General features: G+C 74.3%; 10 protein-coding genes. 8 read left to right on the forward strand and 2 right to left on the reverse strand.

Translation table 11 applies throughout. The features are described 5' to 3' along the window. Positions 1–50: 50 nt before the first annotated feature. The 7 genes from ACIRPK_RS00315 to ACIRPK_RS00345 are packed head-to-tail and all read left to right on the forward strand — an operon-like array spanning position 51 to position 8,868. Complete coding sequence (locus ACIRPK_RS00315; RefSeq protein ID WP_403030727.1) at positions 51–1,757, forward strand: class I adenylate-forming enzyme family protein; 1,707 nt, start codon at positions 51–53, stop codon at positions 1,755–1,757. 8 nt (positions 1,758–1,765) lie between these two features. After that, positions 1,766–3,184 (forward strand): KamA family radical SAM protein, encoded by a 1,419-nt coding sequence (locus ACIRPK_RS00320; RefSeq protein ID WP_403030730.1) that lies wholly within the window; start codon positions 1,766–1,768, stop codon positions 3,182–3,184. Then, on the forward strand, positions 3,181–4,203 hold the full coding sequence (locus ACIRPK_RS00325; RefSeq protein WP_403030733.1) for a RimK family alpha-L-glutamate ligase: 1,023 nt from the start codon (positions 3,181–3,183) through the stop codon (positions 4,201–4,203). The genes ACIRPK_RS00320 and ACIRPK_RS00325 overlap by 4 nt, the downstream gene beginning before the upstream one ends. Continuing rightward, entirely contained in the window at positions 4,200–5,423 is a 1,224-nt protein-coding gene (locus ACIRPK_RS00330; RefSeq protein WP_403030736.1) for an AMP-binding protein, read from the forward strand. The genes ACIRPK_RS00325 and ACIRPK_RS00330 overlap by 4 nt, the downstream gene beginning before the upstream one ends. Continuing rightward, complete coding sequence (locus tag ACIRPK_RS00335) at positions 5,420–6,712, forward strand: MFS transporter (protein WP_403030738.1); 1,293 nt, start codon at positions 5,420–5,422, stop codon at positions 6,710–6,712. Before ACIRPK_RS00330 ends, ACIRPK_RS00335 begins: the two co-directional genes overlap by 4 nt. After that, positions 6,709–7,578 carry an SDR family NAD(P)-dependent oxidoreductase gene (locus ACIRPK_RS00340; RefSeq protein WP_403030741.1) on the forward strand — a complete coding sequence of 290 codons (870 nt, stop codon included), beginning with the start codon at positions 6,709–6,711 and terminating at the stop codon, positions 7,576–7,578. Before ACIRPK_RS00335 ends, ACIRPK_RS00340 begins: the two co-directional genes overlap by 4 nt. 33 nt (positions 7,579–7,611) lie before the next feature. Beyond that, the gene (locus ACIRPK_RS00345) at positions 7,612–8,868 is read left to right on the forward strand and encodes a phenylacetate--CoA ligase family protein (protein ID WP_403030744.1); all 1,257 of its coding nucleotides are present in this window, start codon (positions 7,612–7,614) and stop codon (positions 8,866–8,868) included. Between the two features lie 172 nt (positions 8,869–9,040). Here the strand turns inward: ACIRPK_RS00345 and paaI are convergent, their stop codons facing one another. Together paaI and ACIRPK_RS00355 are read right to left on the reverse strand one after the other, a co-directional pair. Next, complete coding sequence (gene paaI, locus ACIRPK_RS00350) at positions 9,041–9,502, reverse strand: hydroxyphenylacetyl-CoA thioesterase PaaI (protein WP_403030747.1); 462 nt, start codon at positions 9,500–9,502, stop codon at positions 9,041–9,043. 45 nt (positions 9,503–9,547) lie between these two features. Further along, entirely contained in the window at positions 9,548–10,462 is a 915-nt protein-coding gene (locus tag ACIRPK_RS00355; RefSeq protein WP_403030750.1) for a GNAT family N-acetyltransferase, read from the reverse strand. A 192-nt stretch (positions 10,463–10,654) separates the two neighbouring features. On the opposite strand from ACIRPK_RS00355, the gene ACIRPK_RS00360 reads away from it, so the two are divergent. Continuing rightward, the gene (locus ACIRPK_RS00360) at positions 10,655–14,365 is read left to right on the forward strand and encodes a hypothetical protein (RefSeq protein ID WP_403030753.1); all 3,711 of its coding nucleotides are present in this window, start codon (positions 10,655–10,657) and stop codon (positions 14,363–14,365) included. The last annotated feature ends 116 nt before the right edge of the window (positions 14,366–14,481 follow it).

The raw sequence follows: 14,481 nt of genomic DNA on the forward strand, positions 1-14,481 counted from the left end.
AGCCGTTCCACAAGAGCGCGCGCCGGGGCGACCCGCACCGGGAGACCGCCATGAGCGAACAGAGTTCCATCGCACCCCTCGCCGCCCGGCAGCAGCTGATGACCGAGCCCACCCTCGGGGCCGGCAACTTCCTGGACCACGCCCTGGCGGTCAACCCCCACCGCGCGGTCCCGTTCGCCTACAGCCACCACACCGACCATCGCGGCGCCGTGGTGCTGCGCGGGCACAGCCTGCTCGACCTGGCCGCACTGCGCGACCGCTACGCCAAGTGGTACTGGGCGAACGGCGTCCGCCCCGGCGAGCCGGTCGGCGTGGTGGTCGGCGAGGGCCTGGAGCCGCTGCTGCACTTCTTCGCGCTGACCGCGCTGGGCGCCGTCCCGGCCCTGGTCAACGACGCCATGCGGCACGACGTGATGGTCCGCTACCTCGACCACGTCGGCGTGGTCGGCATCGTCGCGGACGACCCCACCCGGCTGGCCGCCGCCTACCGGGAGGACCCGCGCTCCCGTCCGCGCTTCATCGCCCTGGCGGCCGAGATCCAGGCGTTCGACGCCGAGTCGGCCGCGCTCCCCGAGGTCTACCCGTACCGGCACGCGGCCGAGGACGTGGTGGCGCTGATCCACTCCTCCGGCACCACCGGGACGCCGAAGTCGACCATGCTGGCGCACCGTCAGTTCTGGGACGGCAAGCAGCCGCGGATGGTCCGCTTCCCCGCCGAGTCCTACGACCGCCTGATGTCGCTGATGCCGCACACCCACGCGGGCGGTCTGAGCTACTTCCTCACCGCCACCCTGCTCGGCCTGCCGACCGTGGTGATGTCCGACTGGCGGCGGGTGACGGTGGAGCCGGTGATGCGGGCGTTCCGGCCCACCATGGTCGCCTCCTTCCCGCGCACCTTCGTCGAGCTGGCCACCGGCGAGCTGCCGGTCGAGGGCGCCGCCCGGGTGCACTCCTGGTTCAACACCGGCGACAGCGCCCACTACGGGCACATCCGCCGGCTGGTCCGGCTGGGCGAGCGGCCGGCCGGGCTGATCAAGCCCTGGCTGCTGCCGAGCGAGGCGGCCGACCAACCGGCGCTGGCCGGTTCGCAGTTCATCGACGGCCTGGGCTCCTCCGAGATGGGCATGGCGCTGTTCGGCCAGGTCACGACGGTGGAGAGCACCCGCAACGACCGGTGCGTCGGCAAGCCGCTCGAAGTGGTGACCAGAGCCGCGGTGCTGGACGAGGACGGCGCGGAGGTCCCGGACGGCACGGTCGGCCTGCTCGGCGTGATCACCCCCTCCCGCACCCCCGGGTACTGGAACAACCCGAAGCTCACCGGCACCTTCGAGCTGGCCGGCTACTGGCTCACCGGCGACCTGGCCCGGCGCGACGCCGACGGCAACTTCTACCACCTCGACCGCACGGTGGACGTGATCGACACCGCGAGCGGCCCGGTCTACAGCCTGCCGATCGAGGAGGTGCTGCTGGCCGACTGCGCCGAACTGGTGCAGGACTGCTCGGTGATCGGCCTGCCCGGGGCTGCCGGTACGGGCCAACACCCTTTCGCCGTGGTGCGGTTGCAGGCCGAGGCCGAGCAGTGCACCGCCGAGGAGGTCCAGGAGGCCGCCAACAAGGCGCTGGCCGGGGCGGGCCTGACCGGGCTCGCCGGGGTGAGCATCGCCCGCATCCCGGCCGACTTCCCGCTCGGGCCCACCGGCAAGGTGCTCAAGCGCGAACTGCGGACCCGCTTCGCCACCCTGCTCACCGGACGGTAGACCCCCCGATGGGTCTCCAGACGATCCGGCAGCCGTACCAGTACGTCCGGACGCCGCTCGCCGAGCCGGACTGGCGTCGGCTGCCGGGCTGGCGCCACGTCACGCCGCAGCAGTGGCGGGACGCCCAGTGGCAGCGGGCGCACTGCGTCAAGAACATCCGGCAACTGCGCGCTGTGATGGGCGAGTTGCTCACCGACCTGTTCTACCAGGAGCTGGCCGCCGACCAATCCGGGTACGCGATGATGTCGATGCTGCTGCCGCCGCAGATGCTCAACACCATGGCACCGCACGCCCCGGCCGAACCGCAGGCGTTCACCGAGGCGTTCTTCGCCGACCCGGTCCGCCGCTACATGCTGCCGGTCCGCCCGGACCGGCACCCGGTCTGGCCGAGCCACCCGAACGCCGAGCGGGACTCGCTGCACGAGACCGAGATGTGGGTGGTGGAGGGCCTGACGCACCGTTATCCCACCAAAGTGCTGGCCGAGTTGGTCTCCACCTGCCCGCAGTACTGCGGGCACTGCACCCGGATGGACCTGGTCGGCAACTCCACCCCGCAGCTCACCAAGACCCGACTGGCGCTCCGGCCGGCCGACCGGCAGGAGCAGATCCTCGACTACCTCAAGCGCACCCCGGCGGTCCGCGACGTGGTGGTCTCCGGCGGCGACCTGGCCAATGTGCCGTGGCCCCAACTGGAGTCGTTCCTGCTCCAGTTGCTGGACCTCGGCACGGTGCGCGACATCCGGCTGGCCAGCAAGGCGGTGGTCGGCCTGCCACAGCACTGGCTCCAGCCGCAGGTGCTGGCGGGGCTGGGCCGGGTGGCGGCGCTGGCCGCCCGGCGGTCGGTCAACCTGGCCGTGCACACCCACGCCAATCACGTGCAGTCGGTCACCCCGCTGGTCGCCGAGGCGGCCCGGGCCCTGCTGGACGCGGGCGTCCGGGACGTCCGCAACCAGGGCGTCCTGATGCGCGGGGTGAACGCCACCCCGGCCGACCTGCTCGACCTCTGCTTCGCCCTCCAGGGCGAGGCGAACATCCTGCCGTACTACTTCTACCTGTGCGACATGATCCCCAACTCCGAGCACTGGCGCACCTCGATGCACGAGGCCCAGCTGCTCCAGGAGGCGATCATGGGCTACCTGCCGGGCTACGCCACGCCCCGGATCGTCTGCGACGTACCGGACGTCGGCAAGCGCTGGGTGCACCAGGCGGTCGCCTACGACCGGGTGCGCGGCATCTCGTACTGGACCAAGAACTACCGCACCGAGCGGGAGGTCCGCCAGGCCGGGGACGCCGGCCCGGCCGCGCCGCTCGACCGGCGCCACCCCTACTACGACCCGCTGGACACCCTCCCGGAGGCCGGCCGCCGGTGGTGGTCCGGGCAGCCCGGCGGCTCGTGCTCCCCCATCCCTGGGAAGGACCCTCGGTGAACCCCACCCCTGAGAACGACGCCGCCGGCCGGCTGCGCCGGATGTGCTGGATCTTCCCGGACCGGGAGTCGACCCGGACCGGCGCGATGTGGAAGCACTACTTCTGGGACCTCTACGAGGAGGTCGCCGAGCAGCAGGGGATGCGCTGGACCAGGCACTCCCCCGACGCGGTCACCGTGGACGGCACCGTGCGCGGCGCACCCCGGGTCTACGTGGACGACGAACCGGTCGATCCGCAGGACACCTTGTTCGTCACCGCGCTCTACTCGCTGCCCTACCAGTCGATGGACATCTTCAACCAGTACGCGCTGTACGCGGTGCTGGAGGAGGCCGGCTTCCACCTGCCCTTCCCGCCGCAGGTGTCGCTGATCGGCAACGACAAGCTGGCCACCGTCCTGCACCTGAACGGCTCCCCGGTGCCGCCGATCCCGACCGTCCGGATCGGCACCGGCCGGGACGTCGGCAAGCACCTCTACGAGGTGGCACTGGCGAACATGACCTACCCAGCCATCGTGAAGCCGGCCGGCTGGTGCGGTGGCGGCGGGATCAACCTGGCCCGCGGCCCGGAGGACGTCCGGGGCCTGGCCAGCCTGGCCCAGGGCGGCGACACCACGCTGGTGGTGCAGCCCTACCTCGGGGACGGCACGGTCGACTACCGGGTCTACGTGATCGACGGCAAGCCCTACGCCGTGCTGAAGCGGACCCCGGAGGCCGGTTCGCCGGTGGCCAACGCCAGCCGGGGCGGCACCATGGAGTTCGCCGAGATCCCGGCCGAACTCGCGGCGGCCACCGCCTACTTCGCCGAGCGGTTGCCGATCCCGTACTTCTGCGTGGACTTCCTGCACGACGGCGAGCGGTTCTGGTTCTCCGAGCTGGAGCCCGACGGGGTGATCGCCCCCGACCTGGACGATCCGGACCGGACCGTCCAACGGGGCATCACCCGGGCCCGGTTCACCGCCTACCGGGACGCTCACGCCAAGTGGTGGGCCAACCGCAACCCCGAGGGGGGCACCCGATGACCGACTCGTTCTCGCTCACCCCGGAGGCGGCCGAGCCGCAGCTCCGGGTCGCCCGGAACTCGCTCGAACTGCTGCGGGCCGTACCGGAGTTGGCCCAGCGCTACACCGGGGTCGACCGACTGCGCACGCTCGGCGACCTGGCCGCGCTGCCGCCGATGATGAAGGACGACCTGAACACCGCGCTGGCACACCTGGAGCCGAAGGCCGAGGTCGGCGCCACCTGGCTGTTCCAGAGCGGCGGCAGCACCGGTGCGCCGAAGGTCGGCTACGCCCCCACCGGCTTCTACATGGCCGGGGTGTACGCACAGTGGCGGCCGCTGGACCGCGACGACGTGTTCGTCAACGCCTGGGGCGCGGGCCGGATGTGGGGCGCGCACTTCCTGGTCGCCGCGCTGGCCGACCTGTCCGGGTGCCAGGTGCTCTCGGTGGGCTCGGTCACCAGGGACGAGTACCCCGACTGGCTGGCGTTCTTCGCCACCCGCCGGGTGACCGCGATCGGCGGCACCCCGAGCGTGCTGCGCCTGTGGTTCGCGAGCGCCCGGGCCGCCGGGGTGAAGCTGCCGGCCCTGCGCAAGGTGCTCTGGCTCGGCGAGGCCTGGCAGCCCCAACTGGACGAGGACATGGCCGCGGTGGCACCGCAGGCGCGCCGCTGGGGCATGTTCGGCAGCACCGAGACCTGGGTGGTGGGCACCAACACCCCGGACTGTCCGGAGGACACCTTCCACACCCTGCCCGAGCAGCTGGTGCACGTCGGCCCGGACGGGCTGCTCGACTTCACCACCCTCAACCCGGAGATGCTCAACCCGGTGCTGCGCTACCGGACCGGCGACGCCGGGGAGTTGGTGAGCTGCCCGTGCGGCCGACCGGGCCGGTCGATGCGGGTGCTGGGCCGCCGGGACAGCGTGGTGCAGGTGCGCGGTCTGGGTCTGCACGTGGACGAGATCATCGGGCGGGTGGAACGCGAACCGGGCGTGACGCGGGCCCAGTTCGTGCTCACCCAACAGGGCGGCCGGGCCACCGGCGTCGACCTGCTGCTGCTCACCGGCGGCCCCGCCCCGGACGTCGAGCGGATCCGCGCCGACCTGCTGTCCGCCACCTTCACCCTGAGCACCGCCTTCCAGCACGACCCGGAGTCCTTCCGGGTCCGCGCGGTGGACGCGCTGATCAGCAACGACCGGACCGGCAAGACCGCCAACCTCGTGGTCCGGGAGGACTCGTGAAGCCACACCGGCCGCTCTCGCTGGGACGCGGCTTCAACCTCTACTGGTTCGGCCAGACCATCAGCACCGTCGGCGACCGGATCACGGTCTTCGTGGTGCCGACCGTGATGATCTTCGTGCTGCACGCCAGTGCCCTCCAGGTCGGGATCGTGGCGATGGCCCAGTACCTGGGCATCCCGCTGCTCGGACCGGTGGCCGGCGTGCTGGTGGACCGCTGGGACAAGCGCCGGACGATGCTGGTCTGCGACTTCGTCCGGCTGCTCGCGGTGGCGGTGATCCCGCTGGCGTACTGGCTGGACCTGCTGTCCACCCCGCTGCTGTTCGGCTGCGTGGCGGTGATCAGCGGCGCGACGATCTTCTTCACCGTCGGCTACCTGGTCGCCGTCCCCGCCGTGGTGGAACAGGAGCACCTGGTCCGCGCCTACTCCCGGCTGGAGGGCAGCCGTTCGGTCTCCGAGGTGGCCGGGCCCTCGATCGCGGCCGGTCTGTACAGCGCGCTCGGCGTGGCCGCCCTGCTGGTGGACGCGGCCAGCTACCTGGTCTCCGCGCTGTGCTTCCGCTCGATGCCGTCCTGGGGCGAGCGGACCGTCGCCACCGGCTCGGTCTGGCAGCGGCTGACCATCGGCTTCCGGCTGAACTGGTCCGACCCGGTGCTGCGCCGGGTGGTGCTGGCGGCGGTCACGCTGAACTGCGGCGGCCCAATCTTCGTCACCGTGCTGCCGGTGCTCGCCTACCGGGGCCTCGGCGCCTCGGTCGCCGTCTTCGGCGCGGCCATGTCGGTCGCCGCGGTGGGCGCGCTGGTCGGCGCCGTGGTCGCCCCGAAGATCAGTGAACGGCTCGGCACCGGACGGACCCTGGCCTGGGCGCTGCTGCTGCACTGCCTGGTCGGCCTCGGCGTGCTCGCCGCACCCGCGCTGCCGACCGGCCCGGTGATCGCCGCGACGATGGGCTGCTACGGCTTCTTCATGTCCTGCATCAACGTCTGCAGCGCGCCGATCCGGCAGTCCCGGATGTCCGCCCAGCACCAGGGCGCGATGCACGCGGCGTTCCGGACCTTCACCTGGGGCGTGATCCCGCTGGCCGCGCTGGTCGGCGGGGTGGCCGTCACCCTGCTCACCGGCCCGCTCGGCATCCTGGACGCGGCCCGGGTCACCATGGTGGGCGGCACCCTGCTGGCGGCCTGCTCGTTCCTGCCCGCGCTCGGCGTCCAGTCCCGTCTCGACGCGGCCGCCCGGGAACAGCAGGCGGCGGCCGACGCCGCCCCGGCGCTGGCCGACAACGCGTCATGACGGCCGAACACGGGATCGTGCTGATCACCGGCTGCTCCTCCGGCATCGGCCTGGCCACCGCCGTCGCGGCGGCCCGGGCCGGCTACACCACGGTCGCCACCCTGCGCGATCCCGACCGGGCCGGGGCGCTGCTCGCGGCGGCCGGGGAGGCCGGCGTCACGCTGGACGTCCGACGCCTGGACGTCACCGACCCGGAGTCCGTCGCCGCCTGCGTCGACGGCGTCCGGCGGACGTACGGCCGGCTGGACGCGGTGGTCAACAACGCCGGGATCTCCAACTTCGACCCCACCCTGGAGATGTCCGGTGCGGCGGCGCTCCGGGCCAACCTGGAGGTGAACTTCTTCGGCGTGGTCGAGGTCAGCCGCGCCGCGCTGCCGCTGCTCCGGGCCGGCGGGGGCCGGCTGGTGACCATCGGCAGCGTGCACGGCGTGGTCGGCCAGCCCTTCAACGAGGCCTACTGCGCCGCGAAGTTCGCCGTCGAGGGATTCATGGAGAGCCTGGCCCCGGTCGCCGAGGCGCACGGCGTCCTGGTCTCGATCGTGGTGCCCGGCTTCGTCCGGGGCACCTCGTTCGGGATCTTCCCGGACGTCAACCGCCGGACGGTGGAGGCCGCTTCGGGTCCGTACGCGCCGACCTTCGCCGACTACGTGGCCTCGCTGGGCGGCCAGGGCTGGACCTCCGGCGCCCAGTCCGCCCAGGAGGTGGCCGAGGTGGTGGTGCGGACGCTGCGCGCCGACCGGCCGCCGTTCCGGGTGCCGACCAACGACTGGGCGGCCGGCCACCTGGACCACAAGCTCGCCGACCGGGACGGCTCGACCGTGCGGGCGCTGGCCCGGAGCTGGCTCGGCCGCCCCGAACTCCCCTGATCCCTGTGCTCGTTCGACCGAACAGGAGTGACCGTGCCCGCTCTGTCCCTGCAACAGCTGGTCGACCACGCCCGGACCCGCTCGCCGTTCTACGCTGAGGCGTACCGCGACGTCCCCGCCGTGGTCTCGCACCTCACCCAGCTCCCGATCATCGACCAGACCGCCTTCTGGGCGGCCAACACCTGGCCCGAGAACCGGTTGCTGACCGGGCCGTTGACCGATGCGGGGGTCTACAAGAGCGGCGGCACCACCGGTGTCCCGAAGCTCTCGGTCTGGTCCCGCGCGGAGCACGCCGACTCGGTGACCGCGTTCGGCGCGGGGATGGTCCGGGCCGGGCTGAAGCCCGGTCACCGGGTGGCCAACCTGTTCTGGGCCGGTGAACTCTACGGCGGGTTCCTGTACATCGAGAACGCCCTGCACCACGCCCCGGTGGACAACGTCCGGCTGCCGGTCGGCGCCGCCGCCTCCAGCGAGTACATCGTCGACCTGATCGCCACCTTCGGCGTGAACGTGCTGGCGGGCGTGCCGATGAAGCTGGCCGCCGTGGCCGAGTACCTGGTGGAGCGCGGCCAGGTCGCCGACTCGGTCGAACTGCTGCTGTTCGGCGGTGACCTGCTCTTCACCGACCTGCGGCCGATCCTGTCCCGGGCCTTCCCGAAGGCGGCCGTCGCCTCGGTCGGCTACGCCTCGATCGACGCGGGACTGGTCGGCCGCCCGGTGCCGGGCGACGACGTCCGCGTCCACGAGGCGTTCCCCGACCGGACCCTGGTCGAGCTGGTCGACGACGTCACCGGCGAGCCGATCACCACTGCGGGCGTGCCCGGGCGGCTGCTGGTCACCAACCTGTTCCGCACCCTGATGCCGGTCCTCCGCTACCCGGCCGGCGACCGCGCCGAGTGGGTCGACCCCGAGCGGCAGCGGTTCCGGCTGCTCGGCCGGTCGATGGAGGGCGGCCGGGTCGGCACGATCGCGATGCCGCTGGAGGACATCCGCGCGGTGCTGGTCGAGGCCGACCGGGACCGGCACATGGTCGGGATGCAGATGGTGCACCGCCGGTGGGACGGCCGGGACGGCCTGATCCTCCGGCTCGGGTACGTCAACGAGCCGCCCGCCGACCTGGGGCAGCGGATGGTCGAGGCGGTCTACGCCGCCCGGCCGGTCTTCCCGGCGGAGGTGGCGGACGGCGCCATCCACCCGCTCGGCATCGAGTGGGTGCCGACCTCCGAGCTGGTCACCAACCCGCGCACCGGCAAGCTCCAGCAGGTCCTGGACGAGCGCCCGCCGGCCTGAGCCGGTCCGGTCGCCGCCCGCCCCGCCCCCCGGCGGGACCGGCGGCGACCGGGGTCAGTCGTCCAGCGGCTCAGACCGGCCGGCACCCGGAGGGTGGGGGAAGGAGCGGGCCGGGTCCGGGAGGAGCCGTGGCGGAGCCCTGGCGACGGAGGAGAAGCCGGCCGGGCGGGAGTCATCGGCCCGCGACGCCGCCCTCCGGGTGCCGGCCGGTCCCACCGGCCAGGATCACGCTCTGGCCGCGGAACTCGGCGACCACCCTGCCGGTGGACTGACGGACGGTCACGTCGTACACCCCGGTCCGCCCGGACCTGGCCCGCTCCACCGCCTCGGCGACCAGCTCGTCGTCGACGGCCGCCGGGGAGAGGAAGGTCACCTGGGCCGCCTGCGCCACGGTGACCGGGCCGTAGCTGTTGCAGGCGTAGCTGAACGCCGCGTCGGCCAGCAGGAACAGATAGCCGCCGTGCGCCATCCCGTGACCGTTCACCATGCTCGCGGTCACCCGCATCCGCATCAGCGCCCGGCCGGTGGACACCTCGTCGAGGGCTATCCGCAGGGTCTGGCAGGTCTGGTCGCGCTCGTACAGCGCGACGATCCTCGGATGGGCCGCCACGTCCGGCCCGACAAGTGTTCCCATGATCTCCTGCCTTCCCCCCGGACGGCCCGGCAACCATGACGGCCGCTACCCGAGTGCCTTGCTGTGCACGGTGGAACTCCGACGGACCGTCATGCCCACCCGCTGGTACAGCGTCAGCGCCCCGGTGTCGGAGTGCGTCCAGAGCGTGCAGCCCCGCCGGCCCTGCCGGTGGAAACCCCGGAAGGTGTGCTGGAGCAGCAGCCGGGCGATCCCCCGGTTCCGCTGGTCGGCCCGCACCGCGACCCGCTCGACGTACCCCTCGTCGGCGCCCGGCACGTCCAACGCCAGCACCGCGCCGACCAGTTCGCCGTCCGCGAAGGCCAGCGAGGACATCTCGGGGGCGAAGCTGCTGCGCTCCACGGCGAGCAGCGCCCACTCCTGGTAGGACTTCCGCCGGGACTGCCACTCGTCGAAGGCGTCCTCGGTCAGCAGGTGGGCCGGGTGCTCGTCGCCCGGCCGGAACGACCGCACCGTGATGCCGGGGGCCGGCTCGGGGACCACCGGCTCGGTCGGCAGCTCGATGCCCAGCAGCCAGGCGGTGACCATCGGCCGGTACCCGTCCGCCTGCAACAGCGCCACCGCCGCCAGGTCGCCGTCCGGGACGGTCTGCGCCACCCACGCGGTGCCGGCCCGGCGGGCCCGCTCGTCGACCCAGGCCAGCAGCGAGCGGCCGATGCCCAGGCCCCGGTGGGCGGGGTGCACGTCGACCTCGGAGCGGCGGTTCACCCAGGCCCGGCCCGCCAGTTCACCGCTCGGGCCGTGCACCAGCACGGTGTCCAGCTCCGGCACCAGGCCGGGACGGGCCAGGTCGGCGGCGACCGTGTCGAGGTCGGTCTCGGCGGCTCCGTACAGCGCCCGCTCGCAGTCGGCCACCAACCGGTGGATCGCCGGGAGGTCGGCGGCGGTGGCGGCTCGGGTGCGGTAGCCGGCGGGCAGTCCCTGCGGTGAATGGTCTGACATGCGGTGAACCCTCTGCCATCGGCACCGCCGCTGTCCATCCGACAACCCCGGCCGGGCGGTCGCCGTACACCGATCGTGCACCCGCCCTGCACCAGGCGTCCCATTCGCCTGCGACGGCCGGGGCCGGGTGGCAGCATGGTCCGGGTCGCACGTGCACATCTGATCGGGGCCCAGATGTTGACTGAATCGTCCTTGGTTCACCGTGCCGAACGTGGGGGTGCGCTGACCGGGGGGACGGCGTACGGGGTGCTCGGCGCCGACCTCCACGTCTCGGCCGAGGGTGTTCCGCTGTACCGGCTGGCCGGCTGGCGTCCACCGGCCCCGCTGGACCGTGCCTGGCTCGGCGAGCAGCCGAGCCGGCTGCTGGACGCCCGCTCGGCCGTGGTCGGGTTCACCGGCCGGGAGCGGGAGTTGGCCGAGCTGCGGGACTGGTGCGCGGTCGGGCCGCCGACGGCGGCCCGCTGGCTGCACGCCCCGGGCGGTCAGGGGAAGAGCCGGATCGCCGACCGGCTGGCCGGGGAGCTCGCCGAGTCGGGCTGGCAGGTGGTCACGGCCGACGAGGGCCCCGACGGCCTCCCGGCACCCCCCGGCGGTACCGACCTCCGGGTGGCCGGCGCCGTCGGCCTGCTGCTGCTGGTCGACCGGGCCGACCACTGGACGCCGGGCCGGCTCGCCCTGCTGCTCGGCAATGCGCTGCTGCGTCAGCGCGGTTTGCCGACCCGGGTGTTGCTGCTCGCCCGGAGCGCCGACGCGCCGACCGTGCTCCGGGCCGCCTTCCAGGACACCACCCGCCGGACCTTGCCCCCGCTGCCGACGGCGGACCGGCCCGCGCTGTTCCGCGCCGCCGTGGACGCCTTCGCCGAGCAGTACGGTGTCCGGCCGCCCGCCGATCCGGTGGCGCTGGACCACCCCGACTTTGGGCTCACCCTGGCCGTCCTGATGGCCGCGCTGGTCACCGTCGACGCGTACGCCACCGGCCGTCGGGCCCCGACCCAGCCGGCCGGGCTGTCCGTCCACCTGCTCGACCGCGAGCAGCTCAACTGGGCCCGGCTGCACCGGGAGCACAGACCCGGACGGTTCAGCTCCCCGCCCTGGGTGATGAACCGCACCGTGTTCGCCGCCACCCTGGTCGGCCCGCAGTCCCCGGACACCGCAGCCGAGTTGATCGAGTCGCTCGGCCTGGAGCAGCCGACCGCCGCGCTGCTGGCCGACCACGCGACCTGCTACCCGCCACCCGTCCCCGGCACCGTGCTGCCCGCGCTGGCCCCGGACCGCCTCGCCGAGGACTTCCTCGCCCTCACCCTGCCCGGCCATCCGGCCGACCACCCGGCGCAGCCCTGGGCCCCGGCGATCGCGGCGGTGCTGACCCGGGGCGGCTGGCGGCCGGGCCGGGCCGTCACCGTGCTGGCGGCGACGGCGGCCCGCTGGCCGCACGTCGGGCCGAACTGCCTCTTCCCGTTGCTGGCCGCCGATCCCGGCATCGCGGTCGCGGCCGGCAGCCCCGGGCTGACCGCGCTGGCGGCGCTCCCGGGCATCGAGCCAGCGCTGCTGGAGCGGATCCTCGCGGCGATACCGTCCCCGGCTCCGGCCGACCTGGTCCCCGGCCGGGCCGCCCTGACGGTGCGTCTGCTGGCGCACCGGCTGGGCCGGACCGACGATCCGGCGGCCCACGCCCGCCTGCACGCCGAGCACGCCGAGCAGTTGGGCGCGCTGGGCCGGGACGAGCAGGCGGTGGAGGCGGCCCGGCGGACGGTGCAGCTGCTCGGACACCTGGTGGCCGCCGAACCCGCCCGGTACGAGCACCGGTTGGCGCGGTCGCTGGCCGCGCTGGCGGGCCGGCTGGCCGTCGCCGGGCGGCTGGACGAGGCGGTCGCCGCCCAGGCCAGGGCGGTCGAACTGCTGCGGCGGCGGGCCGACTTCGAACCGGGGCTGGCCGCCGCGCTGGCCGCGCACAGCACGCTGCTCGAGCGCGCCGGGCGGTGGGGCGACGCGCACCGGGCCAACCGGCAGGCGGTCCAGCGCTACCGCCGGCTGGTGGCGCAGGACCGGTCCCACCGGGCCGGGCTGGCGGCGGCGCTGAGCACGGCGGCCGGACTGTCGCTGCGCGGCCTGGGCGCGGCCGACGACCTGGACCCGGCCAGGGAAGCGGTGACGCACTGGCGGGAGTTGGCGGCCGAGGACCCGGCCAGCCATCGGGGCGACCTGGCCCGGGCGCTGCTCGGCCTGCGCGACGACCTGTCCCGGGCCGGGCGCCGGGACGAGGCGGTGCGGGTCGCCGAGGAGCTGGTGGCACTCTGCGAGGCGGCGGCCGGGGAGGCCGACGAGGGGCCCGACGACCAGGAGCGGGCCACTGCGCTCGGCGAACTCCGCCGGCTGCTCACCGCGGCCGGGCGGCCGGGCGAGGCGGTGCGGGCCGGGGCGGCCGCGGTGGCGCTCTGGCAGCGGCTCGCCCAGCGTGCCCCCGCCACGTACCGGGCCGCCCTACTGGAGGCGCTGGACGGGCAGCGGGAGACCCTGCGGGCGGCCGACCGTCGGACCGGCCCCGCCCCGGCGGCGCGCGGGCTCTGGTCCCCGCCGCCGGTCCCGGTGGAGGTGCGCGCCGCCGAGCTCGCCCGGCAGCAGGACTGGCCCGCCTATTGGGAACTCACTTGCACCGCACCGGTGGTGGCCGCCGCCCCGCTGGCGGCACGGCTGCTCGCGGCCGACTGGCACCCGCCGGCCGCGGCCGACCGGGAGCTGCTGCACCGGCTGGCCGCGCTGGACACCCACCGGGTGGCTGCCGCCGCCGCCCGCGCGGTCGGGCCGGCCACCGTCCGGCTGCCCGCCGGGCTGCGCCTGCTCGACGCCGACCACGTCTCGTTCGCCCACGGCAGCCCCGCGCTGGCGCTGGCCACCCCCGGGCACGGCACCCGGCAGGAGCTGATCGAGACCCTCGAACTCGGCACCGACCGCCGGGCCGCGCTGCACCTGGGCGAGGCGGGCCACTCCTCCGTGGTCTGCCTCGGCCCCGGTCAGGTGGTGGCCGCCCGCCGGGTCGGCGGGGACGACCCGCACTTCGAGCTGGTCCGGCACTCGGCGGCCGGTCCGCAGCTGCTGGCGGCTGGTTTCGCGGTGGCCGCCGCCCGGCTGGTGCCGACCGGCACCGGGTACGTGGCGGGGCTCCGGCTCAGCCCCGGGGCGCTGGTGGACGACGGGAGTTCGGAGCTGCGGCAGGTCGGCCTGGAGCCCTGGGGCCTGGCCAACGCCGAGCTGCTCGCGGTCGCGCCCGGCGGTGACCTGCTGGCCCTCTCCGACGGCCGTCGGCTGGTCCTCGCCGACACCGGCCTGCGGGCGGTGCTCGGCACGGCCGGCGTGCCCGAGGAGCCCGGCCGGCTGCTCGACCTCACCTTCGCCGGGCCCGACCGCCTGCTCGGCTCGGGCCGCCAGGGCGGTCTGACGCTCTGGGAGCTGGCCGGCGCCGAGCCCCGGCCGACCGTCCGGCGGGACACCCCTCGGCTGCGCAACCTGTTCGCCGTCCCCGCCTGGCAGGTGGTCGGCGGGCTGGCCCCGAGCGAGGGCCGGGTGCACTTCTACGACCAGCTCACCCTGGCCCCGGTGCCGGTGCCGCCGCACCTGGCCGAGCTGGTCGAGTGGCCCCGGGTGCTCCGCTGCTCGCCGGACGGGCGGTACGTCGCGTACGCGGGGCGCCCGGTGGCGGGCTCGGGCGCGCCGGACGGCTCCGGGCTGCTGCACGACCTGCACCACCCGGGGGCGCTGCTGCACCGGCCGCCGGGCTCCCTCTCCGCCACCGAGTCCGCGGTGCTCGACGCGCCCGCCGGCGGCGGCTCCGAGGACCCCGAGGTACGCGAACTCCTCGCACTGGCCCGGGTGTTGGGTCTCAGGTCGGCCGACCGGGGCCACTGAAGCGGGCCGCCGACACCGGTGCATTCAACAGGTCCACATCTCCACTCTCCCGGCTGGTCATACGAACGCCAACCAATCTGGAGAGACATAGGGCAGCACCGATCGCCACGCTCGAC

The organism is Kitasatospora sp. NPDC101801 (assembly GCF_044766665.1).
Classification (GTDB): domain Bacteria; phylum Actinomycetota; class Actinomycetes; order Streptomycetales; family Streptomycetaceae; genus Kitasatospora.